General features: G+C 40.1%; 23 protein-coding genes. 2 read left to right on the forward strand and 21 right to left on the reverse strand.

The features are described 5' to 3' along the window. Positions 1–58: 58 nt before the first annotated feature. The 17 genes from PTET_RS15720 to mnmE form a co-directional block, all read right to left on the reverse strand. Positions 59–646, reverse strand: a complete 588-nt coding sequence (locus PTET_RS15720) for a DUF1240 domain-containing protein (protein ID WP_244186365.1) — start codon at positions 644–646, stop codon at positions 59–61. A 457-nt stretch (positions 647–1103) separates the two neighbouring features. Continuing rightward, positions 1104–2462 carry a bifunctional UDP-N-acetylglucosamine diphosphorylase/glucosamine-1-phosphate N-acetyltransferase GlmU gene (gene glmU / locus PTET_RS15725; protein ID WP_096038891.1) on the reverse strand — a complete coding sequence of 453 codons (1359 nt, stop codon included), beginning with the start codon at positions 2460–2462 and terminating at the stop codon, positions 1104–1106. Positions 2463–2760: 298 nt separating this feature from the next. Further along, positions 2761–3183: a F0F1 ATP synthase subunit epsilon gene (locus PTET_RS15735; protein ID WP_008464176.1), complete on the reverse strand. Its 423-nt coding sequence runs from the start codon at positions 3181–3183 to the stop codon at positions 2761–2763. A gap of 13 nt (positions 3184–3196) precedes the next feature. Continuing rightward, positions 3197–4582, reverse strand: coding sequence for a F0F1 ATP synthase subunit beta (gene atpD, locus PTET_RS15740; protein ID WP_008464175.1), 1386 nt, complete (start codon positions 4580–4582; stop codon positions 3197–3199). A 33-nt stretch (positions 4583–4615) separates the two neighbouring features. Next, the gene (gene atpG, locus PTET_RS15745; RefSeq protein WP_008464174.1) at positions 4616–5476 is read right to left on the reverse strand and encodes a F0F1 ATP synthase subunit gamma; all 861 of its coding nucleotides are present in this window, start codon (positions 5474–5476) and stop codon (positions 4616–4618) included. Positions 5477–5535: 59 nt separating this feature from the next. Further along, positions 5536–7077, reverse strand: a complete 1542-nt coding sequence (gene atpA / locus PTET_RS15750) for a F0F1 ATP synthase subunit alpha (RefSeq protein ID WP_013466263.1) — start codon at positions 7075–7077, stop codon at positions 5536–5538. A gap of 14 nt (positions 7078–7091) precedes the next feature. Next, entirely contained in the window at positions 7092–7625 is a 534-nt protein-coding gene (atpH, locus tag PTET_RS15755) for a F0F1 ATP synthase subunit delta (protein WP_016900009.1), read from the reverse strand. A gap of 16 nt (positions 7626–7641) precedes the next feature. Further along, the gene (gene atpF / locus PTET_RS15760) at positions 7642–8112 is read right to left on the reverse strand and encodes a F0F1 ATP synthase subunit B (RefSeq protein ID WP_016900010.1); all 471 of its coding nucleotides are present in this window, start codon (positions 8110–8112) and stop codon (positions 7642–7644) included. 41 nt (positions 8113–8153) lie between these two features. Further along, complete coding sequence (gene atpE, locus PTET_RS15765; RefSeq protein ID WP_004335261.1) at positions 8154–8387, reverse strand: F0F1 ATP synthase subunit C; 234 nt, start codon at positions 8385–8387, stop codon at positions 8154–8156. A gap of 53 nt (positions 8388–8440) precedes the next feature. Then, positions 8441–9298 (reverse strand): F0F1 ATP synthase subunit A, encoded by an 858-nt coding sequence (gene atpB / locus PTET_RS15770; protein ID WP_013466266.1) that lies wholly within the window; start codon positions 9296–9298, stop codon positions 8441–8443. Between the two features lie 15 nt (positions 9299–9313). Beyond that, positions 9314–9694 carry an ATP synthase subunit I gene (locus tag PTET_RS15775; RefSeq protein WP_013466267.1) on the reverse strand — a complete coding sequence of 127 codons (381 nt, stop codon included), beginning with the start codon at positions 9692–9694 and terminating at the stop codon, positions 9314–9316. Positions 9695–9836: 142 nt separating this feature from the next. Continuing rightward, positions 9837–10763 carry a ParB/RepB/Spo0J family partition protein gene (locus PTET_RS15780; RefSeq protein WP_016900011.1) on the reverse strand — a complete coding sequence of 309 codons (927 nt, stop codon included), beginning with the start codon at positions 10761–10763 and terminating at the stop codon, positions 9837–9839. Between the two features lie 20 nt (positions 10764–10783). Beyond that, the gene (locus tag PTET_RS15785) at positions 10784–11569 is read right to left on the reverse strand and encodes a ParA family protein (RefSeq protein WP_008112117.1); all 786 of its coding nucleotides are present in this window, start codon (positions 11567–11569) and stop codon (positions 10784–10786) included. Positions 11570–11583: 14 nt separating this feature from the next. Further along, on the reverse strand, positions 11584–12204 hold the full coding sequence (rsmG, locus tag PTET_RS15790) for a 16S rRNA (guanine(527)-N(7))-methyltransferase RsmG (RefSeq protein ID WP_016900012.1): 621 nt from the start codon (positions 12202–12204) through the stop codon (positions 11584–11586). Positions 12205–12219: 15 nt separating this feature from the next. After that, entirely contained in the window at positions 12220–14109 is a 1890-nt protein-coding gene (gene mnmG / locus PTET_RS15795) for a tRNA uridine-5-carboxymethylaminomethyl(34) synthesis enzyme MnmG (protein WP_013466270.1), read from the reverse strand. Between the two features lie 428 nt (positions 14110–14537). Further along, on the reverse strand, positions 14538–14987 hold the full coding sequence (mioC, locus tag PTET_RS15800) for an FMN-binding protein MioC (RefSeq protein ID WP_016900013.1): 450 nt from the start codon (positions 14985–14987) through the stop codon (positions 14538–14540). A gap of 961 nt (positions 14988–15948) precedes the next feature. Then, positions 15949–17313, reverse strand: coding sequence for a tRNA uridine-5-carboxymethylaminomethyl(34) synthesis GTPase MnmE (mnmE, locus tag PTET_RS15805; protein WP_013466273.1), 1365 nt, complete (start codon positions 17311–17313; stop codon positions 15949–15951). A 205-nt stretch (positions 17314–17518) separates the two neighbouring features. Here mnmE and PTET_RS15810 point away from each other — a divergent pair, with 205 nt between their 5' ends. Further along, entirely contained in the window at positions 17519–19648 is a 2130-nt protein-coding gene (locus tag PTET_RS15810) for a TonB-dependent siderophore receptor (RefSeq protein ID WP_096038892.1), read from the forward strand. Between the two features lie 9 nt (positions 19649–19657). After that, complete coding sequence (locus tag PTET_RS15815) at positions 19658–20866, forward strand: PepSY-associated TM helix domain-containing protein (protein ID WP_096038893.1); 1209 nt, start codon at positions 19658–19660, stop codon at positions 20864–20866. A gap of 54 nt (positions 20867–20920) precedes the next feature. Here the strand turns inward: PTET_RS15815 and yidC are convergent, their stop codons facing one another. The 4 genes from yidC to rpmH form a co-directional block, all read right to left on the reverse strand. Then, the gene (gene yidC, locus PTET_RS15820) at positions 20921–22555 is read right to left on the reverse strand and encodes a membrane protein insertase YidC (RefSeq protein WP_016900028.1); all 1635 of its coding nucleotides are present in this window, start codon (positions 22553–22555) and stop codon (positions 20921–20923) included. Between the two features lie 8 nt (positions 22556–22563). Further along, a complete protein-coding gene (yidD, locus tag PTET_RS15825) occupies positions 22564–22839 on the reverse strand; it encodes a membrane protein insertion efficiency factor YidD (protein WP_036957173.1) in 276 nt (91 codons plus the stop codon). Between the two features lie 126 nt (positions 22840–22965). Further along, the gene (rnpA, locus tag PTET_RS15830; protein WP_008467046.1) at positions 22966–23391 is read right to left on the reverse strand and encodes a ribonuclease P protein component; all 426 of its coding nucleotides are present in this window, start codon (positions 23389–23391) and stop codon (positions 22966–22968) included. 7 nt (positions 23392–23398) lie between these two features. Beyond that, the gene (rpmH, locus tag PTET_RS15835) at positions 23399–23533 is read right to left on the reverse strand and encodes a 50S ribosomal protein L34 (protein WP_008112968.1); all 135 of its coding nucleotides are present in this window, start codon (positions 23531–23533) and stop codon (positions 23399–23401) included. Between the last annotated feature and the right edge of the window lie 346 nt (positions 23534–23879).

Below are 23879 nucleotides of genomic sequence, written 5' to 3' on the forward strand. Positions count from 1 at the left end.
TTATTTAGCTTATCTGGTTATTTTAAATAAAAATGACAGCAGCAATTTTGAGTTAATTTTAACGATTATACTCTGCTCTAGTTTCTTGTATAAAAACTTCAAGTTCATTAAGTGTTGGCTCAATTCTTTTTTCATTATGCATTTCAAACCAATCATAAATATCACTAGTGATTACAGAACCATCTTGTAAGCATAACTCATCGTTTTTCAACCAAACATCAGGGGCACGAACTGAAGGTTGTGTATACCAATTACAATAAGTATAGCCATTGCTTTTTATATATGACTCTACATACAAGTTAAAGGGGATTACTAGCAAAAAAAATAAAGATAATGCAATAAACAACCCTTTAACAAAACCTGCCATTAAGTATTCAGATTTATAATTTAATAACTTCTGAATAGAAGCTAAAAAAAATAAAGAAAAAGGGAAAAAGAAAAAAAGTAAAAGAACCTTTCCACTTTTTTCTTTAATAAAAGAACTAGACCCAACATCTTCCAGTAAACTAATTTCTGATATGACGGTATAAATTAGAGCAAAGCAAAGAATGCAAATTACGATAGGCCCTAACAAATTTATACATAATTCTTTAAAAGCGAAGTTTCTATCACTCTCACTTACTTTTTCCCATTTAAATATTTTCATAATATTTTTATGCTCGGAACCCCAAATAATGTACCGAATACTCCATAAGAATCTTCACTCAGTGCTTTATTAAAATCTTCTCTTTTACTATTAATAAAAATAGACTTTTCTTTTAATTTGTTTTCAATCTTAACAAGCTGGAGAGCTAAAAACTCCGAGTACTCAGATGTATCTGAAAAAAGTACGTAAAAAGAAGTCCAACCGTCACAACTATAGCTAAAGGTAAAATAGTTGAGTTTATTTGAATTAAAATAAGACTATTACTGATAGAACACTTCTTAACTGGCTTTCGAGTTGTCTTTCAACAATTGCCCGGCGAGCATAAGCTGACATGTAGCACCCTCCTTGAGTTATATTTTAATCCGTCATTGAATAATCTAATTAATTAAGAATATTTAGGCAATAAAAAAGCGAGTTATAAAACTCGCTTTAAATATTTAATAAGTAATGGTCATTACTATTTTTTAACTGGGCGTTTCCAACCATCTAAATTGCGTTGCTTGCCACGTGCTACGGCTAACTGATCATCCGCGACGGTATTGGTAATAACAGAACCTGCACCTACAGTTGCTGTAGCACCAATATTTACAGGAGCAACCAGTGATGAGTTAGAGCCAATAAAGGCATTATCGCCAATAATGGTTTTCGCTTTATTCACACCATCGTAGTTACAGGTAATCGTGCCTGCGCCAATATTCACTTTCTCGCCAATTTCAGCATCACCTAAGTAACTTAAGTGGTTTGCTTTAGAGCCTTTACCTAAACGGGTTTTTTTCATTTCGACAAAGTTGCCAATGTGAGAGTCTTCTTCCATTATTGCACCTGGGCGAAGGCGGGCGTATGGACCGAGTGTACATTTAGCCGCAACTGATGCATCTTCAATCAATGTATTGGCTTTAATAACAACATTATCGCCGATGCTACAGTTTTTAAGTACGCAGTTAGGGCCAATTTGTACGTTATTACCTAAGGTTACTGTACCTTCAAAAATAACGTTGATATCTATGAGGACATCTTCACCTGTTTTAACGTCGCCACGTACATCTATGCGAGCAGGGTCGGCAAGAGTTGCACCATTTAGCATCAGCTCTTCTGCTTGCCATGCTTGATAAGCACGCTCTAATCCTGCAAGTTGTACGCGGTTATTTGCACCTTCAACTTCCATTGGGTGATCTGGTTGTGCTGATGTAATTTCTACACCTTCACTGTGCGCCATAGCGACTATATCTGTTAGGTAGTATTCGCCTTGGGCATTATTGTTAGACAAATTACCTAACCATGTTTTTAAAAGCTTACCATTTACCGCCATAATGCCGGTGTTTACTTCGTTAATAAGTAACTGCTCTGCATTGGCATCTTTTTGTTCAACAATACCCACTAGCTTGCCATCAACACGTAGCATACGCCCATAACCATTTGGGTTTGCTAGATTAACGGTTAATACTGCTAAGCCATTTTTAGGTGTTGCTGCTAATAAACGTTCAAGTGTCGATTGCTTAGTTAAAGGTACGTCACCGTATAAAACCAGTACGGTATCGTCGTCGTTAATATGAGGGTTTGCTTGTGCCACTGCGTGGCCTGTACCTAGCTGCTCAGCTTGCAGTACCCAATTTACGTTATTATCGGCTAATTGTTGTTGTAATAGTTCGCCGCCATGACCATAAACTAAGTTAGTCGATGTAGCACCTAGCGCGTTGGCATTATCGATAACGTGTTGCACCATAGGTTTACCTGCCACTTTATGCAGTACCTTAGGAAGAGCAGAGCGCATACGAGTACCTTTACCCGCTGCAAGAATAACCGTTGTTAAAGACATTAAAACAATTTCCTTTTTCCGTTGTTTTAGCTTAATAGAATAAGTGTGCTGCATAGTAGATTACGTAAGTCACATCATGTGCAAATACTCAGTAGGCTAAGCAATGACTACTGAATCTTAACTTAAGCAAAGTAACACCTAATAGAATAGGGTTATTGTAGCGAGGATCGCGTGCAGATATAAGTAATAATGATGAGATATTAGCCATAACGATCAATTTATTTACAGATAGGCTGAAGTAGTTAGTTAGTGGCACAAAAAAGCCCACATAAAGTGGGCTTTTAAAAACCAGATAGGCTTACTTTTTACGTAATTGCTGAATAATGCGTAGCTGAGCAATTGCTTCAGCTAGTTGCATTGCTGCTTGATTGTAATCAAGTTCAGCAGATGCGCCTTTTGCCATTTGGGCTTCAGCGTCACGCTTAGCTTGCTCTGCAGCTTTCTCGTCCAGGTCTTCACCACGAACAGCTGTATCAGCAAGTACGGTCACTATGTTCGGTTGAACTTCTAGTGTACCGCCAGCAATATAGATGAGTTCTTCTTCACCAAATTGCTTAACTAAACGTACCATACCAGGTTTAAGGGCAGTTAGTAGTGGGGCGTGACCGGCGTTAACACCTAACTCACCTTCACTACCAGATACTTGAATAGATTCTACTAAACCAGAAAATAATTTCTCTTCAGCACTTACTACATCAAGATGTACAGTCATAGCTGCCATACTACCCTCCTAATTACATGCTTTTGGCTTTTTCTTGAGCTTCTTCGATAGAGCCAACCATGTAGAACGCTTGCTCTGGCATATCATCAAACTCACCGTTTAAGATACCTTTGAAGCCTGCAATTGTGTCTTTAAGTGAAACGTATTTACCTGGCGCACCTGTAAATACCTCTGCCACGAAGAATGGCTGAGATAGGAAACGCTGGATTTTACGTGCACGAGATACAAGTTGCTTATCTTCGTCAGAAAGCTCGTCCATACCTAGAATCGCGATGATGTCTTTAAGCTCTTTGTAACGCTGAAGAACTGTTTGAACGCCGCGCGCTATACCGTAGTGCTCTTCACCGATTACTTGTGGATCAAGCTGACGTGAAGATGAATCAAGAGGGTCTACCGCTGGGTAGATACCTAGTGATGCGATATCACGTGAAAGTACCACTGTTGCATCTAAGTGAGCAAACGTTGTTGCTGGAGATGGATCCGTTAAATCATCCGCAGGTACGTATACCGCTTGGATTGAAGTAATTGAACCCGTCTTAGTAGATGCGATACGCTCTTGAAGTACACCCATTTCTTCAGCAAGTGTAGGCTGGTAACCTACCGCTGATGGCATACGACCAAGAAGTGCTGATACTTCTGTACCCGCAAGTGTGTAACGGTAGATGTTATCTACGAAGAAAAGTACGTCACGACCTTCGTCACGGAACTTCTCAGCCATAGTAAGACCTGTTAACGCTACGCGTAAACGGTTACCCGGTGGCTCGTTCATCTGACCGTATACAAGCGATACTTTATCAAGTACGTTTGAATCGTTCATTTCATGGTAGAAATCGTTACCCTCACGAGTACGCTCACCAACACCTGCGAATACTGAGTAACCGCTGTGCTCGATTGCGATGTTACGGATAAGTTCCATCATGTTTACGGTTTTACCAACACCGGCACCACCGAATAAACCAACTTTACCACCTTTAGCGAATGGACATACAAGGTCGATTACCTTGATACCCGTTTCTAAAAGTTCTACTGAGCTTGATTGCTCTTCGTAAGTAGGTGCTGCACGGTGGATAGACATACGCTCGTCTTCACCGATTGGACCTGCTTCATCAATTGGCTCACCAAGTACGTTCATGATACGACCTAGGGTCTTAGTACCAACTGGAACTTGAATTGCTTCGCCTGTGTTTGCTACTGCAGCACCACGACGTAAACCGTCTGTAGTACCTAGTGCGATAGTACGTACCACACCGCCACCTAGCTGCTGTTGAACTTCTAAAGTCAAACCAGCTAAATCGCCATCTGTTACTTTTAGCGCGTCATATACGGCTGGCACGCTGTCTTGTGGAAATTCGATATCCACAACGGCGCCGATAATTTGGACGACCTTACCTAAACTCATGTCTATTCCTCTCGTTAATCTTTGCCTGAAGCATTAAACTGCTGCTGAACCAGAACAAATCTCACTAATTTCTTGTGTGATTGCTGCTTGGCGAGCTTTGTTATATACAAGCTGTAACTCATCCATAAGGTCACCGGCATTATCAGTTGCAGCTTTCATTGCAACCATGCGGGCAGCCTGTTCAGAGGCAGCGTTTTCAACTACACCTTGGTATACTTGAGACTCAATGAAACGTACTAACAAAGACTCTAAAATAGCCTCTGGGTTTGGTTCATATAAGTAATCCCACGCATGTGTAGATACTTCTTCTTCAGCTTTTGGCAAAGGGAGTAACTGATCTACTATTGGCTCTTGCTTCATGGTATTAACAAAGTTGTTATATACCAGGAATAAACGGTCAATTTTACCTTCAGAGAATGCATCTAGCATTATTTTTACTGGACCAATTACGTCCTGTACTGAAGGCTTATCTCCAAGACCTGCTTTTTTAGCAAGTACTTGACCACCAAAACGTTGAAAGAAGCCAGCTGCTTTACTACCTAAAGTAGCAAAATCAGCATCTACGCCTTTTTCTTTCCACGCTTTAATCTCTAATGCGACTTTTTTAAACTCGTTTGAGTTTAAACCGCCACACAGACCACGGTCAGTAGAGATAACAATATAACCAACTCGTTTTACTTCACGTTCTTCTAAGAACGGGTGAGTAAAATCAAGATTTGCTTGAGCAACACGACCAATCACTTTACGTAATTTTTCAGCGTATGGACGGCTTGAAGCCACTCGTTCTTGCGCCTTTTTCATTTTAGACGCAGCAACCATTTCCATTGCGCTAGTGATCTTTTGAGTATTTTTAATACTGCCGATCTTGCTTTTAATCTCTTTTCCGCTGGCCATGACTCTCTCTCCGAATCAAGGTGTGCTTTAAGATATAAAGCACACCATTAATAACTAAATTACCAAGTTTGCGTAGACTTGAACTTCTCTAGAAGTTCTTTAAGCTGCGCTTCGATCTCGGCGTTGTAGTTACCAGTTTCATTGATTTGAGCCATAAGCTCTGCGTATGTGCTATTTGCGTAAGAAAGTAAAGCCGCTTCGAAATCCATAATTTTAGCGATTTCGATGTCTTTTAAGTAACCTTTCTCAGCTGCGAATAACGACAAAGACATTTCAGCAACAGACATTGGCGCGTACTGTTTCTGCTTCATTAGCTCTGTTACACGCTCACCATGCTCAAGTTGAGCACGAGTAGCATCATCAAGGTCAGACGCGAACTGCGAGAACGCAGCTAATTCACGGTACTGAGCTAGGGCTAGACGGATACCGCCACCTAGTTTCTTAACGATTTTAGTTTGTGCAGCACCACCAACACGCGATACCGAGATACCAGCATTTACTGCCGGACGGATACCTGAGTTGAATAAGTCAGTTTCTAAGAAGATCTGACCATCGGTGATAGAGATAACGTTTGTCGGTACGAACGCAGAAACGTCGCCGCCTTGAGTTTCAATGATAGGCAATGCCGTCAATGAACCTGTTTTACCTTTCACTTCACCGTTAGTGAATTTTTCAACGTAATCAGTGTTTACACGTGATGCACGCTCTAAAAGACGCGAGTGAAGGTAGAATACGTCACCTGGGTATGCTTCACGGCCTGGTGGACGCTTAAGTAGCAATGAGATTTGACGGTAAGCAACAGCTTGCTTAGATAAATCATCATATACGATTAATGCGTTTTCACCACGGTCACGGAAGTATTCACCCATAGTACAGCCCGAGAACGGTGCTAAGTACTGAAGTGCCGCAGATTCAGAAGCAGATGCTACAACTACGATAGTATTTGCAAGTGCACCGTGCTCTTCTAATTTACGTACTACGTTAGCAATAGTAGATGCTTTTTGACCAACCGCTACGTACACACACTTAACGCCTGTGTCTTTTTGGTTGATGATTGCATCGATTGCTAGTGCAGTTTTACCTGTTTGGCGGTCACCGATAACAAGCTCACGCTGACCACGACCAACTGGGATCATAGCATCGATAGATTTGTAACCAGTTTGCACTGGCTCATCTACTGATTGACGCTCGATTACACCTGGTGCAATTTTTTCTACAGGTTCAAACCCGTCGTTATCTAAAGCGCCTTTACCATCGATAGGAGCACCTAGTGTGTTTACAACACGACCAAGTAGACCCGCACCAACAGGAACTTCTAAAATACGACCAGTTGTGTATACTTTTACGCCTTCTGTAAGGTCAGCGTAAGGACCCATTACTACTGCACCAATTGAGTCGCGCTCAAGGTTTAGTGCGATAGCATAACGGTTGCCAGGAAGCTCAATCATCTCACCTTGCATACAGTCAGCTAGACCGTGGATGCGAATGATACCGTCAGTAACAGATACAATTGTACCTTCGTTACGAGCTTCACTTACAACTTCGAACTTCTCAATACGTTGTTTGATCAGATCTGAAATTTCAGTGGAATTAAGTTGCATGCTCTTTTTCCCAATTACGATTGTAGTGTTGTGGCTAAGCGATTTAATTTACCGCGTAAAGAGCCGTCAATTACAGTGTCACCCGCCTTGATAATAAGGCCGCCAACAACTGTAGCGTCTTCACTACAATTCAGCTTAACTTTGCGTGCGAAACGTTTTTCAAGTGCCGCTACCAATGATTCTTGCTGCGCTGCAGCAAGAGGCGTTGCCGAAATCACGTCAATATCGATTTCTTTGTCATAGTCTGCTTTTAAAGCAGAAAATAAATGAGCAACTTCAGGTAGTGCAATCAAACGTCCATTTTCAGCCATCACCTTAACTAGGTTCTGACCTTGTTCGTTGAGCTGCTCACCACATAAGTTAATAAATAACTCAGCTTGTGCAGTAGCAGTAGGCAATCCAGCTAAAATGGTTGATGCCTGTTCATTGCTGGCAACGTGGCCAGCAAAGAACAACATGTCATTCCAACTTTCAATGGTGCCTTTTTCAACGGCAAGTTCAAAAGCCGCTTTAGCGTATGGGCGAGCGATAGTAGTCAATTCAGACATGCTCATACCCTCCTAATTACAGCTCAGCGACAAGTTTTTCAACGATGTCACTATGTGCGGCTTGATTGATTTCGCGCTCTAAAATTCTTTCTGCGCCAACCACAGCCAGAGTTGCTACTTTCTTACGTAGCTCTTCTGTCACACGGTTACGCTCTGATTCAATTTCAGAGTGCCCTTGAGCAATAATTTTTTCACGCTCTTGCTGACCACGAACAGTTTCTTCGTCAACAATTAGCACGGCACGCTTTTTAGCTTGATCAATGATATCAGCCGCTTGAGCCTTTGCATCTTTAAGCTGTTCTGCAGCTTTGTGTTGCGCAAGTTCTAAGTCTTTTTCGGCTCTATCAGAGGCAGCTAAACCATCTTCGATTTTCTTCTGGCGAGCTTCAATTGCACCGTTTAGTGGTGGCCATACGTATTTCATACAAAATAATACGAACACCGTAAACGCAATTAATTCACCGATAAGAGTGGCGTTTAAGTTCACAACCGCTCCTCCTTAAATAGTAAGCTGTTCAAAAAATAAAATTAAAGTACGAACAACAATACCATCGCGATACCAACACCAATCATTGCTACAGCATCGATTAGACCAGCAAGGATAAACATTTTAACTTGTAGCGATGGTGCAAGCTCAGGTTGACGCGCACATGCTTCAAGGAATTTACCGCCCATGTTACCAAAACCGATTGCTGTACCGATTGCACCGAAGCCGATAAGTAAAGCTACTGCGATGTACTTAAGACCTAATACTAGTTCCATTTTTTTCTCCAAAGTTTCAATTGTAATTAAAAGTAAAAATTAAAAGTTATAAATTAGTGATTATCCGAACTTGCCATGCTTAGGTATACGATTGTAAGCATCATAAATACGAATGCTTGCAATACAATTACCAAGATATGGAATACAGCCCACACAAAGTGTAACGGTAGTTGCATTAAACCTATTGCACCGATAAGGATGAAGATTAACTCACCTGCATATAAGTTACCGAACAAACGCAGTGCCAGTGAAAACGGCTTAGAAACCAATGCGATAAGCTCTAGTAATAGGTTAAATGGGATTAAAAGAATCTGCATAGCTGTATTGTTTGAACTAAACGGATGAAGTGTTAGTTCTTTAATAAAACCGCCGATACCCTTTATTTTTATTGAGTAACCAATCATTAGAATGAACACGCCCAGCGCAAGTGCTGCTGTCATGTTGATATCTGTAGTTGGTACAATTTTCATGTATACGTCGTGTGAATCCATACCAAACGCAGTTTCGCCAACAAATCCGGCAAATGCTGGTAGGAAGTCAACTGGGATTAAATCCATTAAGTTCATTAAGAATATCCACACGAATATTGTTAATGCTAATGGTGCAATTAGCTTACTTTTACCGTGGAAGGTATCGCGTACGTTGTCGCCAACGAACTCAACAACCATTTCAATGAAACACTGAAATTTCCCAGGTACACCCAGAGTTGATTTTTTTGCGGCACTACGGAAGATCCATAAAAATATTAGACCTAGTCCGATAGACCATGCGAGGGTATCTACATGCCATGTCCAGAAGCCACTATCCGTACATGCTTTATTGAAGGCAAGACCAGCGTCGGTCGAGCACATCTTAGCATTGGTTAAGTGGTGCTGAATATGGCTAGATAGAGTAACTTCTTCTGCAGCCATGTTATATCCCAAAAGTTAATGTTTAAAAAAAACGGGTGTAAACAATCCTGTAAACAACACCAACACATAAGCACAAAAGAAAGGTAATAAAACTACCGGATAAAGCTTTAGCATTAGTGCAAACAAAACGATTGTTAGCATAAATTTTAATCCGTTGCCGCGTTTCAACGAGGCATACGCTTGATTTGCTCGACTTGCACCCATATATCTGAATGCATAAAGCGCAAATACAAAGTTAGGAAGTACTGCGACAGCGCCACCAGCTAATGCTGAAAGTGCGGCATTGGTTTCCCAACCTATAAAAATTATTAGTGCAGCTAAAAGGGCTACAAATCCCTGAAGGCAAATTAATTTTAATGCGGCAAGCCTATACGGGCCTGCTAACTTATTAGTCACTTTTAATTAACCTTTATGACGCTCTAATTGTCAGGGTATGAAAACTGGCGAAATTATACTTAATCCTGCCAGTTTTGCAACTTGAGTAGGTGCTTTGTAACACAAAATCGCTGTAAATGTCCCTTTTTAGACATCCAATGAATTAATGGTGGGAATAGTCTTGATTGATACGGTTTAAAATACCGTCTAACTCGTCAAGATTAGTGTAAGAAATAACCAACTTCCCTTTGCCTTTCTTGTTGTAATTTATTTCTACTTTTGCCCCTAAGTTATCAGCAAGTTGTTGCTCTAACTGTTTAACATCTGGGTCTTTTTCTATTACTTCTTTTGCTGGAGCAGGCTCTAAAATAGAGCGCACTAGCTTTTCAGTTTCGCGAACGGTCAATGCTTTCGCAACAGCTAAACGGGCTGCATCTGATTGCACTTCACCTTCAAGTGCTAATAAGCAACGAGCGTGACCCATTTCAATGTCACCATGCTCTAACAATATCTTTACATCGTTATTAAGATTATTTAAGCGTAATAAGTTAGTCACGGTCGTACGCGATTTACCAACTGCATCCGCCACTTGTTGATGCGTTAACTCAAACTCATTAAGCAAGCGATTAAGCGCTATCGCTTCTTCCATGGCGTTTAAGTCTTCACGCTGAATATTTTCAATTAGGGCAATAGCAACGGCCGCTTCATCGGGTACATCTTTAATAATACACGGTACAAACTCAAGCTTGGCAATTTGAGCCGCGCGCCAACGACGTTCACCGGCAATAATTTCATAACTGTTATGCGCAACTGGGCGCACAACAATCGGTTGAATTATCCCTTGTGAACGAATTGAACTGGCGAGTTCTTCAAGTGCCTCTTCAGACATGTCTTTACGAGGTTGGTATTTCCCTGAGTGTAAAAACTCGATGGGTAGTTTTTGTAATTCACTGTTGCTAGGCTGTGCCGCATTTTCAACTGCGTTTGTTACATTGGCGCTGTCGTGTTCCTTGCTTTCGCTTGGTGCAGGTTTAGATGAACTTAAAAGTGCATCGAGTCCTCGGCCTAAACCTCGTTTTTTAGCAGACATGTTATTTTTTTACCTCAAAGTTAGGCGACAACGGGAGTTGTTTTTTCTTTTCTGCGTAGCATTTCACCCGCGAGAGCTAAATACGCTTTCGCACCACTTGATGCTCGATCGTAGTACATTGCCGGTGCGCCAAAACTTGGGGCTTCTGCAAGTCGAACATTACGTGGGATCACCGTACGGTATACTTTATCGCCAAAATGTTGTTTTAATTGTTCTGATACATCATTTGCTAATCGATTACGCGGATCGTACATAGTACGAAGTATGCCTTCAATCTGTAAGTTAGGATTAACTAACTTAGCAAGTTGCGTAATCGTATCCATTAATGCAGTTAATCCTTCCAATGCATAATATTCACATTGCATTGGGACTAAAATAGAATCGGCAGCAGCCATGGCATTAACGGTTAACATATTTAAAGAAGGTGGGCAGTCTATAAAAATAAACTCGTACTGATCCTGAATTTTTTCAAGTGCATTGCGTAAGCGTACTTCGCGAGCAAATAATTCCATCAATTTAACTTCTGCAGCGGTCACATCGCCGTTTGCAGCAATCATATGATACTCGCCTGAGGTTTCTTTAATAATCACCTCATCAATAGGCTTATCTTCTATGAGTAAATCATAGATAGTAGGGACGTCACCATATTTGTCGACGCCACTGCCCATGGTCGCATTGCCTTGCGGATCGAGATCTATTAACAGCACTTTACGTTTCGTTGCAGCCATAGATGCAGCGAGATTAACGGCAGTGGTCGTTTTACCTACTCCGCCTTTTTGATTTGCTAATGCGATGACTTTTGCCACAGTGTCTCTGATCCCTAGTCTTTAGAAAGAATTATTAAATGTCGTTGTGCATCTAAATCGGGTACTTCTAATGCAATTTTTTGCTCAAACTTAACACCAGCAGGGAGTGAGTCTAATTCCTCACTTGGAAATACCCCTTTAAGTGCAATGAACTTACCTGAATGATCGATTAAGTGCGAACACCAGTCAATCATATCTTGTAACGATGCAAATGCACGACTTAGTACGCCATCTAATTTAACACTTGGTTGATATTCTTCAACTCTTGACTGCACAGGGGTCACATTATCAAGGCCAAGCTCATGTTTAACATGCATTAAAAAACGTACACGTTTACCTAAACTATCTAATAATACAAACTGCGTATCGGGTAAGGCAATAGCTAACACTATGCCCGGTAAACCAGGACCTGTGCCAACATCAATATATTGATGACCGGTCAAGTGAGGCGCAACAACTAAGCTATCCATTATATGTTTAACCATCATTTCTTGAGGTAAACGTACTGAGGTTAAATTATAGGCTTTATTCCACTTATCGAGTAATTCGACATAGCGAACAAGTTGTTGCTGTTGTTTTTGTGTTAGCGCAATATCAGTTTGCGCTAACAAAGTTGTTAATTGTTGCTGTAACACAATGTACCTTTACCGTTACGCAGTTTTGCGCAACAAGCCTTGCTTCTTCAGATACACTAATAATAGCGAAATCGCCGCTGGGGTGATACCAGAAATACGCGAAGCTTGACCAATAGTGTCTGGACGAGCATCAATTAGCTTAGCAACAACCTCATTTGATAAACCAGAGACGGTTTTATAATCAAACTCTTTTGGTAAAATTGTTTCTTCATGACGAAGCTGCTTATTGATCTCATCTTGCTGGCGTGCAATGTAACCTGCGTACTTAGTATGAATTTCAACCTGCTCTAAGGCGGCCTTATTGGTAAACTCAGATCCGAGTCCTTCAATAGCCATCAAGTCGTTATAACGCACTTCAGGTCGGCGTAATAATTCTTCTAAGCTGGCTTCACGCACAAGTGGCGTTTTTAGTAATTCATTTACTTGATCAACAACCGCATGATCTTTATGGATCCAGGTATCTTTAATACGCTGTTTCTCTTTAGCGATCACTTCCATTTTTTCGTTGAATGCTTGCCAACGTTCATCGTTAACTAAACCTAATTCACGGCCTTTTTCAGTTAAACGTATATCAGCGTTGTCTTCACGTAGTAACAAACGGTATTCAGCACGGCTAGTAAACATGCGGTACGGTTCTTTTGTACCCAGTGTTGCTAGGTCGTCAATTAGTACGCCAACATAGGCTTCATCACGACGTGGCGTCCACGACTCTTTGCCTTGCACTTGTAATGCCGCATTCATACCTGCGATCAGACCTTGTGCGCCCGCTTCTTCGTAACCGGTCGTACCATTAATCTGACCAGCAAAAAATAAACCATCAATAAATTTAGTTTCTAATGATTGTTTTAAGTCGCGCGGATCAAAAAAGTCATATTCAATAGCGTAGCCAGGACGACAAATATGTGCATTTTCAAATCCGGTGATCGATTGCACAATTTCTAACTGCACATCGAACGGTAAGCTGGTTGAAATACCGTTAGGATATAACTCGTATGACGTTAAGCCTTCTGGCTCTACAAATATCTGGTGCTTATCTTTATCAGCAAAACGGACAATTTTATCTTCAATAGACGGACAGTAACGTGGGCCTATTCCTTCGATAACACCTGAGTACATAGGTGAGCGATGTAAGTTTTTGCGAATAACATCATGTGTTTTTTCATTTGTGTAAGTGATGTAACACGGAATTTGTTGTGGGTGATCACTTTGTTTACCCATAAATGAGAATACCGGTGTTGGTGCATCACCTGGTTGTTCTTGCATTTTAGAAAAATCAACAGTGCGTGCATCAATACGTGGTGGTGTGCCTGTTTTTAAACGATCCACTCTAAATGGAAGTTCGCGTAAACGATCAGCCAATGCAATTGAAGGTGGATCGCCTGCACGGCCACCTTTAAAGTTTTCAAGACCGATATGAATTTGGCCACCTAAGAATGTGCCTACGGTTAGTACTACACTAGGAGCACTGAAACGCAGACCCATTTGGGTAACGACACCTGTTACACGGTTGTTTTCAACGATAAGATCATCACATGATTGTTGAAAAATCTTTAAGTTTTCTTGGTTTTGAAGTGTGTTCTGAATAGCCGCTTTGTACAAAGCACGATCCGCTTGAGCACGAGTAGCTCGTACAGCAGGGCCTTTAGAAGAATTAAGCGTACGGAATTGGATCCCGCCTTTGTCAATAGCCTGAGCCATTGCGCCACCAAGAGCATCAATTTCTTTAACTAAGTGGCCTTTGCCAATGCCACCAATCGCTGGGTTACAAGACATTTGACCAAGGGTATCCATATTGTGAGTCAGCAGCAGGGTATTCATCCCCATACGGGCAGCTGCCAATGCGGCTTCAGTGCCAGCATGTCCACCACCTACTACGATAACGTCAAAATTTTCGTGAAAAATCATTAATGGGATCCTACTTAAATCAAACCAGTAAACTTCAAAAGGGAGCGTATTCTACCTAGAAATTAGCAGAAGATAAATGATTAAACAGTGCTCAAGATCTAAGTAAGTGATCTCTAATAATATAAAGGATCTTTTAAAGAGATCTTTTAATACTATTACTACTACTGATCAGCTTTTCTGTTGATAAGCTTTAGATCATGATTAAAAACATATAATTAGATCGGATCTAAAAGTGTTAATATGATCGGATCTTCAGGTAAATAAGCTCTGATCAAAACAGGCTGTTATGCACAGGCCGATCAAGTCTCGATCTTATCCCATGGATAAGCATGGTTAAAAAAGCAGTTTAATCAGTGTTTATCCACAAAATCTGTTAAATTATTAGTAAATTGTGGGTAACTTTATTTATAACTTTTTACTTGATCTTTCTATTTTAGACCTGTTTTTGCTATCCACGAGTCTAACCAAGCTAAGGCCGTATCTTCTGGAAGTGCTTCATCAAGAATATTCAGTTCTAAGCGCGGTGCTAACTGTATCGCGCCTTTTTGGCTTAAAAGCGTATCTATATTACGCCCTGCAAGGTTATACGTGTCATAACTGGTATCACCTAAAGCAATGACCGTGTACTTTAAGTGCGATAAATCATCAACTTGAGATAACTCATCAACAAAGTTAATAAGGTTTTCTGGGTAATCACCCGCACCATAGGTTGATGTACAAATTAACCAAATGGTATTTTGCTGATCTATTTCACTAAATTCAGGTTGATCATGTAGTTGGGTATTAATACCTTGGCTATTAAGCGCATCGTTTAGTTGCTCGGCAACGTATTCTGCGGATCCCATTTGACTACCAACGATAAGATTTACTGAACTCATGAATATTTGTGATCACTATTAGTTTTAATTGCCGCCTATGATAGCCCAGTGAGTATAACAGTAAAGTTAAGAGTGCCATTTTGTATAACTATTTTTGTACTTATTTAAGCCTTCACTTAAATGTACTGCTTAACTACTTGATAATTAAAGGTTTAACAAAATATCTTTAAATGTAATCTTCTGATCAAGTTGTTGATAAGGTTGGGGAAAGCTCTGCTTAACTATCAATTAAAGTTGCAGTTTTATTGCTAAGTCATTGATTTTATATTTAGTATTTGCCACCAGCGATTGAAAATAAACGTATAGATGCTTGTTGATCTTAATGTGGATATAAAGCTTGTTGATAACCTTAAATTGGGATCGAAAAAAATTTTAAAAAATGATCTATTTGATTAGATCAGGCTAAATAACCATTATTATTTTTTATAAACAGCCCTTTTTTAATTAAATACAGCTTATTTCCCCATTTTAAAGACGTTTAATTCCTCGCTGAAGCAAAAAAACACGCAATTGTGGATAACTGATCTGCAAAAAAATAAATTTGAGTGATCTAAAGTGAATATTTAACTGAATTTTGCTGGTGGTGTAGACGAACAAAACGTATTTTTTAGTTACGTTTTGTTTTTATGACTTGATAATTCCCCCTATTCAAACATGGATAACCAATGCTATAGCTTCAGTTTTAGAGTGTTTAATAAGCATAACTACAGCTATTTTTTCTATAAATTAAGGCGTTCTAGCCGCTATTTGCTGTGATTATTGGCCTTGTAAAATCTTTTATGTACATTATTAAAGGCGAATTGAGGCTGATATAAGTGCAGCTTAAACTGTATTTGTAGTCTGTTTGGTTTTTAAAGTGGATTATTAAAACACAGCTAGGTGAGTTGTTATTGTAAATATTAGGCATGAAAAAGAGCGCCTAAGCGCCCTTAATAAATTATATCGTTACTTATTAATTTGACTATTTACCGATACAAAACGAGCTAAATATTTTGCCAAGTAGATCATCTGAGGTAAATTCACCAGTTATTTCGTTAAGATACTGCTGCGTTAAACGCAGTTCTTCAGCCAAAATTTCACCGGCCACATGCATTTCTAATTGTGTTTTACCGGTATCTAAGTGGTAGGCTGCATGCTCAAGGGCATCTAAGTGACGACGACGCGCCATAAATCCACCCTCTGTGGCCCCATCAAAACCAATACAGGCTTTTAAGTGCTCACGCACTAGTTCTATGCCGTCAGCATTCTTAGCGCTTAAACTGATGACCGGATATTGTTGCTCTTGATCCATACCGACTACATCACCTGATAAATCGGCTTTGTTTCTGATCACGGTCACGCCCATACCTTGGGGTAACTTAGCCATAAATTCTGGCCAAATAGCATGAGGGTCGGTATCGGCTGTATCTGTACCATCAAGCATAAATAACACGCGATCGGCTTGGTTTATTTCATCCCATGCACGCTCAATACCTATTTGTTCAACGCGATCTGGGCTTTCACGCAGGCCTGCGGTGTCGATTATATGTAGTGGCATACCATCTATATGTATGTGCTCACGAAGTACATCGCGGGTGGTGCCGGCTATTTCAGTTACGATTGCCGCTTCTCGTCCTGCTAATGCATTAAGTAAGCTTGATTTGCCTGCATTAGGACGACCTGCAATAACGACACGCATACCTTCGCGCATTATGCTACCTTGTTTGGCTTGATTGGTAACCGCATTAAGTTGCTCAATAATGGCATTCAAATCACCGCCTACTTTTCCGTCTGATAAAAAATCGATTTCTTCATCAGGAAAATCAATAGCCGCTTCTACATACATACGTAAGTGAATGACTTTTTCTACTAAGGTTTCTATATGCTTAGAGAATTGACCTTGAAGTGACTGTAGGGCGCTTTTGGCCGCTTGTTCACTGGTTGCATTAATTAAATCGGCAATAGCTTCAGCTTGAGTTAAATCAAGCTTGTCGTTCATAAAGGCACGCTCAGAGAATTCACCAGGCTTTGCTAAACGTACACCGTCTATTTTACTTATTTCTTTAAGTAGCATATCAAGGACAACAGGGCCACCATGGCCTTGAAGTTCGAGTACGTCTTCACCGGTAAATGAGTGTGGGCCGGCAAAGTAAATTGCAATACCTTGGTCAAGCTGATCCCCTGCAAGGTTATTAAAAGGCACGTAGTCGGCAAAGCGAACTTTAGGTATTTTGCCTACTATTTTCTCAGCGACTTGCTTTGCTAGGCTGCCTGAAACACGAATAATACCAACCCCACCACGTCCTGGTGCGGTTGCTTGTGCTGCGATAGTGTCTTGATTAATCATGCGTTTGAAATTGCCAATATGAAAGTGAATGCTGGTTTGTATTGTAACCTATGGCTTTATTTCATGCGAATAGCTGTATGTAAAAATGCGTCAGCAGATACATTTTAAGCATTTCATTATTTAGTTTTAATTAATAATCAGTTATTGAAAATGATAATTATATTCATTAGCATATGCGTATTATTTTTCTACGTACTTAAACTTTATGCGCTATTCTCCAGTTTTATTGGCTGTTCTAGTCAGTTTTTCAGGTTCTTCACTAGCTGAAAATCAAAATATTGAAAATGAAATAGAAACTATTGATGTTGTTGGCCGTGCTTTTTCTTTATACAGACCAACAGAATCCAGTTTTGGGACTCGCACAAATACCCCAATTGAGAAAATCCCGCAGTCCATTCAAATTCTTCCCCAAGCGTTAATTAACGATCAGGCTGCACGTCAAATTACCGATTTATATAGCAATATTGCAGGGGTTAACGCATTTAGTTATTCCGGGGTGACGTTTCGTGGTTTTCGCCAAGATGAGATCTTATACGATGGTGTAAAAGGCGACCCATTTAATGGTTTTGCTGTCCCACAGTTATTTAATATTGAACAAGTTGCCGTATTAAAAGGCCCTGCGGGCGCTATTTATGGTAGCGGAAACCCTGGCGGCATTATTAATTATGTAACTAAAAAGCCAAAGTTTACCGATGAGCACAGCATTGAAGTTGAAGTAGGTAATGATGACTTTTTCAGTGGGGCAATACAAAGTACTGGTACGCTAAGTGAATCGCTCGATAACCATGCGTACCGTGTTGGTTTATATCGTGATTCAGAAAATCCATTTCGTACTAATACCAGTAGCGATAACACCATTGTTGATCTTGGTTATACTTGGTTAATTAATAGTGCGACAGAGCTGACTACGCAATACACTTTTATTGAGCAAGAATTAGGTGGTGCACGTTTACGCGGTGTCCCCGCTGATGATAATGGCCAATTTATTACAGATATTAGCTGGAATCATAATGAAGCGACTGACTTTCAAAATGTTGAAGCTCATGTTTATCAAGCTACTTTAAAGCACGATATTAATGATATTTGGCGAACGGATATTACGGCTCGTTATTTCGATAATAAAGAAGTGCAAAACTATCATGAACCGAAAGGACTCGATGATACAGATAGCGATGGTGTGCTTGATTGGAGTGATCGAGAGTTTCGTGATCAAGTTCGTGAGAATGAAGGTTTTAGTTTAACGGCTAATGCGGTTGCGGAGTTTGTATTGGCTGATATGCAACATCAAGTATTACTAGGTAGTGATTGGTATGAGCATAACTTTGAAAGTGTATATCGTACGGCAAAGCAACAGAGTCAAGGTGGACCTGTACCCGGGCTTGATCTTCACGACCCTGAATATGGTCTTACAGCGGGTGATGATTATAATTTAGATAGCATTACACCACGGTTAGGTCGAACGAATAGCACTCGTTTTGGTGCTTATGTTCAAGATCAGCTCGATATTACCACTAATTGGAGTATCACCGCAGGGTTAAGATATGATCGCTTTGAAGATAAAGACGAGTTAAATCAAACTGAGTTTTCAGATAGTGATGTGACTTATCGTGTGGGTACAACTTACAACATTAACGATACTTTCTACCCCTATGCTTTATACGGTACGGGCTTTGTTCCACAAAGTGCAAGTGATCAAGAAACGGCTAAGGGTGGGCCATTTTCTCCAGAAACAAGCCGTATCAATGAAGTTGGTTTAAAAAGTAAACTGCTTGATGATAGCTTGGCAGTTAATTTGGCTGCTTACAATATTGTTCGTGAAAATATCCTCCAAGCAAGCTTATTAGGTGATGTGGCTGGCGATGGTGTTGACGACCTAGTGGCTGTAGGTGAAGTAGAAAGTAAAGGATTCGAAATTGAAGTGGTTGGTGATATTACCGAGCGCTGGGTTGTGACTGCTAACTATGCCTATAATGATACCCGTATCACTAAAGCGAATGAAAGCATTCGTAATCAAATCCCTGATAGTGATAATTTTGCTAATGCCCCACAAAATACAGTGGGCATTTGGACACGCTACGAGCTTCCTCGCTTCTCTTCCTCTATTTCTGCCGGTTTAGACTATGTTGACGAACAGCTAAGCTTAGGTGGTCAACAAGTTAAGCCTTACACTATTTATAATATGGCATGGCAAACCACAGTAGATAATTGGCAATGGCAATTGTCGGTTAAAAATTTGTTTGATAAAGAATATGCTAGTAGTGGCTTTATTGAACGTACAGGGCACTTCCCAGGTGAACCTCGCCGTATTTATTTTAGTGCTAAATACAGCTTTTAAAGGTGGCGTGTGAACGCTAGACAATGGTTTAATCTGCATTCATGGGCAGGGCTCTTTGTTGGTGTCCTGCTTTTTGTTGTTTGTTTATCTGGTACACTTGCGACGCTAAGTCATGAAATTGAATATCTGACAGACAGTAAGTATCGTGCGTTAACGTCCTCTTCAATCACCAACTATCAAGCCATTGAAAATACCCTCAACAAGCATTATTCAGGTGCACAAGTGTTGTATCTTCAGCGCCATAAGCAAGAGTACTTGGCTTTGGAAGTTGCACTAAAAATAGATGACGCATTTCGGTTTATTTATTTAGATGCAGCCACAGGGCATGTGTTAGGTGAGGGGGAATGGGCACGTGCTTCACGGTTTTTACGTAACTGGCACATGTATTTATCCATGGGCTGGATAGGTAAGCTAATTGTTACAAGCTTAAGTATTTTATTGGTTATTCTGCTGGTTTCGAGTTTTTATGTGTATCGTCGCTGGTGGCAGGGCTTTTTTAAAAAGCCTGCCCAGCTAGTTTTAGATAAACGTAATGGCTGGTCTAATTGGCATAAGTTTCTTGGGTTATGGAGTATGTGGTTTATGGCTATCATAGCCATAACAGGTCTGTGGTACCTTATTGAACATGGTTTGCAAACAGCGAAAATAAAGCATTATATTGCACCACCAGTCGCTGTTAGTGAATTTAAAAAACAAATACCCACTGTTAATGCAACACCAATAAGCTTAACTCAGGCTTATAACGCTGCGCAGCAGGCATTTCCGACGCTTGATATTCGCTATATACGTTATGGTAATAAAAAGAATCAACCTATTGAAGTACGTGGTTATAACGATGATATTTTACTTCGCTTACGCGCCAATCGCGTGTATTTAAAGCCAACGACAGGCACAGTATTAGCAGTACAAAAAGGAGAGAATTTACCGCTTATTCCTCGTATTAAAGATACTGCCGATCCTTTGCATTTTGGTAACTTTGCAGGCCTCGGCACTAAACTTATTTGGGCGCTATTCGGCGGTTTTATGAGTTTTGTTAGTGCTGTTGGCATATATATGAGTTGGCTCAGAGTGAGGCGTAAAAAAACTGTTTTTGAGTGGTTAGGCATATCAGGTTACGTGGCTATAGGTTTAGCTATTTTCTCTCTGACAATAACGGGTGTGAACTTTAGTGAGCGCAGTGTACCAAAGTCGCTTTATTCGCCTATTCTTAGTGAGTAAATTTCAGATATTAAAAAAGGCGACCTAGGTCGCCTTTTTTGTAGGTAAGGGGAGTTAGCCCCTTACTTTAATACCTTTCTTTTCCATGCCACGGTAGATGATTAACATCTGGACAATAGAGATAAGGTTAGACACTAACCAGTAAAGTACTAAACCAGATGGGAACCATAAGAAGAACACAGAGAAGATAACCGGCATAAAGGTCATCATTTTTTGCTGCATTGGATCGGTAACCGTCATAGGTTGTAGTTTTTGCGTTATAAACATACTCGCACCAAATAAGATTGGTAATACGTAGTATGGGTCTTTCGCAGAAAGGTCTGTTAGCCAAAGTACAAATTCAGCGTGACGAAGTTCTGTAGACTCTAAGAATACATAGAACAAGGCTAAGAAGATTGGCATTTGCAGTAAAATAGGGAAACAGCCACCCATAGGGTTTACTTTTTCTTTACGGTACATTTCCATGGTCGCTTGGCCGAATTTTTGACGATCATCACCATACTTTTCTTTTAGCGCTTTCATCTTAGGCTGTAATGCACGCATTTTAGCCATTGAGGTGTATTGTGCTTTAGTCAGTGGATACATTAATGTTTTAACGATAATAGTGATAGCAATAATTGCTACACCCCAGTTACCTAAAATGCTGTGTAACCATTTTAATAGTACAAATAACGGCTGAGAGATAAACCATAACCAACCGTAATCAACGGTTAAGTCTAGGTCAGTGTGAATCGCTTCAAGTTTATCTGACTCTTTAGGGCCCATGTAATAAGTTGCAGTAAGTACTTGCTCACTACCAGCTTGAACATTTACCGCTTCGTCTTTAACACCAATAATAGCTGCGTTACTTTTAGTGATTAAACTATAAAGTGTATTCGCTTGATCTTGCATTGGTACCCAAGCACTTACAAAGTAATGCTGAATAAAGGCAACGTAACCACCTTGGGTATTAATGTTTAGGTTTTTATCGGCCATATCTGAAAAACTATACTTTTCGTATGGTTCCTCATCTGTACCGTATGCAGCCCCTAAATAGTTTTGATCAACCATGCTGCCTTTTTCTTGTACGGTACGCTTTATTTGTGTGTAAAGCTGTACTTGTACAGGCGCGCTGGTGGTGTTGTTAACTTTATATTCTAAGCCAACATCATACTGACCCTTTTTGAATACATAAGTCTTAGTAAAGCTTACACCGTTGCTGTCGGTAAATTGCAGTGGAACGCGAAGCTCATCACCTGTTAAGGTGTAAGAGGTTTGCTCTGATTGGTAAGTAGGACGACCATTTGCAGATGCATCTGGGCCATTTAAACCTATTAAACCACTTTGTGAAAAGTATTGTTTACCATCAAACTCACCAAGTAGCATGTAAGGAACATCACTGCCTTTGGTTTCTTTATAATTAATTAAGTCTGTTTCAACAATGTCACCGCCTTTGGTGTCAATTTTAACTTTGAACACGTCAGTTGTAATATCAATGACTGAGCGTTTAGCTAAAGTAGTTGAAGCAGGTAAACCAGAGTCTGATGAAGCTGGAACATAATCATCTGATTCCGGTGAGTTTGCTTTTAGTGTTTGTGTAGTGGCACTAGGATCGGCTTTTGGCGTGTTGTAGTCATTATTCCATTCTTGAAATAATAAAAACGACACTAGCATTAGGCCGATGAATAAAAACGTGCGTTGCGATTCCATAACAGCTCTTATTTCTCGTGTTGGTGGTTAATACGGGTTAATTTTTCAGGAACGGGGTCGTCTCCACCTGAATGTAAAGGATGGCATTTTAATATGCGTTTAACTGCGAGCCAACTGCCTTTTACTGCACCATGCAAATTAATTGCTTGAATAGCGTAGCTAGAACAGGTTGGATTAAAACGACAATGCGGACCCAATAGCGGGCTAATCCACTTTTGATAACCGCGGATCAATAAAACTAAACAACGTGTTGGTAACGCAGCAAGTGGTTTAAGTAACCTCATGTTGTACATGCCCCTACGTTATGTTTAGTGAATAGATACCATGTATTTAAAGACTTACTTTAAGATTTTAAACGCATGATTAAAAGGTGAGCTAAAGATACCTTAATTAACCCTGTAATTCTATTGCTATTGAGTTTGTTTAGTCGATTTAGCTGATTTGTTTGGGCGTTTTTTAAATGGTGGCGGTTTAGGGGCACCGGGTTTGCAGCGTTCATTAATTTTACGCCACAACTTTGTTAGTTGTTTGGTTAATTCTTCATTGGACTGTTCATCAATGCCACTTTTTACCATCAACACAATATCTATATTATCGAGAGTATGTTGGTTTAAACGAAAACTTTCGCGAGCAAGACGTTTAATACGGTTTCGTTGACATGCCTTTTTTACACGTTTTTTAGCAACAGTAAGGCCTAACCTAGGTTTTGACTGGTCACTTGGTTTTGCTAATAAAGTAAAGAAAGGAGTTGCAGCCCGAGCGGGTTCATTAAATATGCGAGAGTAATGCGAGGGAGTTAACAGACGTAACTCCCTGCCAAAGCTAAAGTCTTCCACTTATAAATTAAGCAGAAAGAACTTTGCGGCCTTTAGCACGGCGACGAGCTAATACTTTACGGCCATTTACAGTTGCCATACGAGCACGGAAACCGTGTGTACGTTTGCGTTTTAAAACGCTAGGTTGAAAAGTTCTTTTCATAACAATCTCATCCGATCGGTTAAAGTTAAAACATCCTATGCAGGTCGCGATCCTGGCACAGGTGCCATTGCGAGCGCGAGATATTATAGATGAAGTGACGAAAAGTCAATCATAATAGAGCGCGTAAAGCATGTTTATTTATGATCAATTTTCATGATCCGATAGGATCATCATAAATAAGAAGTTTTCCACAGCCCCTGTATAAAAAGTGAATAAAAGCATGGGAAAAGTAAATTAGATCATAAATTATAGTCGCGATCTGCTGCCAGTTTTGTTATGATCTCTAATCAGGCTTTAAAATAAAAAGCTATTTAAATCAGTCTGTTATTATATTTATACATCGATA

The organism is Pseudoalteromonas tetraodonis (assembly GCF_002310835.1).
GTDB lineage: Bacteria > Pseudomonadota > Gammaproteobacteria > Enterobacterales > Alteromonadaceae > Pseudoalteromonas > Pseudoalteromonas tetraodonis.

Excerpts from the sequence above, each read along its gene's own strand:
- PTET_RS15720 (WP_244186365.1), bottom strand. The coding sequence starts at position 646 with ATGAAAATATTTAAATGGGAAAAAGTAAGTGAGAGTGATAGAAACTTC.
- glmU (WP_096038891.1), bottom strand. The coding sequence starts at position 2,462 with ATGTCTTTAACAACGGTTATTCTTGCAGCGGGTAAAGGTACTCGTATG.
- PTET_RS15735 (WP_008464176.1), bottom strand. The coding sequence starts at position 3,183 with ATGGCAGCTATGACTGTACATCTTGATGTAGTAAGTGCTGAAGAGAAA.
- atpD (WP_008464175.1), bottom strand. The coding sequence starts at position 4,582 with ATGAGTTTAGGTAAGGTCGTCCAAATTATCGGCGCCGTTGTGGATATC.
- atpG (WP_008464174.1), bottom strand. The coding sequence starts at position 5,476 with ATGGCCAGCGGAAAAGAGATTAAAAGCAAGATCGGCAGTATTAAAAAT.
- atpA (WP_013466263.1), bottom strand. The coding sequence starts at position 7,077 with ATGCAACTTAATTCCACTGAAATTTCAGATCTGATCAAACAACGTATT.
- atpH (WP_016900009.1), bottom strand. The coding sequence starts at position 7,625 with ATGTCTGAATTGACTACTATCGCTCGCCCATACGCTAAAGCGGCTTTT.
- atpE (WP_004335261.1), bottom strand. The coding sequence starts at position 8,387 with ATGGAACTAGTATTAGGTCTTAAGTACATCGCAGTAGCTTTACTTATC.
- atpB (WP_013466266.1), bottom strand. The coding sequence starts at position 9,298 with ATGGCTGCAGAAGAAGTTACTCTATCTAGCCATATTCAGCACCACTTA.
- PTET_RS15780 (WP_016900011.1), bottom strand. The coding sequence starts at position 10,763 with ATGTCTGCTAAAAAACGAGGTTTAGGCCGAGGACTCGATGCACTTTTA.
- mnmG (WP_013466270.1), bottom strand. The coding sequence starts at position 14,109 with ATGATTTTTCACGAAAATTTTGACGTTATCGTAGTAGGTGGTGGACAT.
- mioC (WP_016900013.1), bottom strand. The coding sequence starts at position 14,987 with ATGAGTTCAGTAAATCTTATCGTTGGTAGTCAAATGGGATCCGCAGAA.
- mnmE (WP_013466273.1), bottom strand. The coding sequence starts at position 17,313 with ATGATTAATCAAGACACTATCGCAGCACAAGCAACCGCACCAGGACGT.
- PTET_RS15810 (WP_096038892.1), top strand. The coding sequence starts at position 17,519 with ATGCGCTATTCTCCAGTTTTATTGGCTGTTCTAGTCAGTTTTTCAGGT.
- yidC (WP_016900028.1), bottom strand. The coding sequence starts at position 22,555 with ATGGAATCGCAACGCACGTTTTTATTCATCGGCCTAATGCTAGTGTCG.
- yidD (WP_036957173.1), bottom strand. The coding sequence starts at position 22,839 with ATGAGGTTACTTAAACCACTTGCTGCGTTACCAACACGTTGTTTAGTT.
- rpmH (WP_008112968.1), bottom strand. The coding sequence starts at position 23,533 with ATGAAAAGAACTTTTCAACCTAGCGTTTTAAAACGCAAACGTACACAC.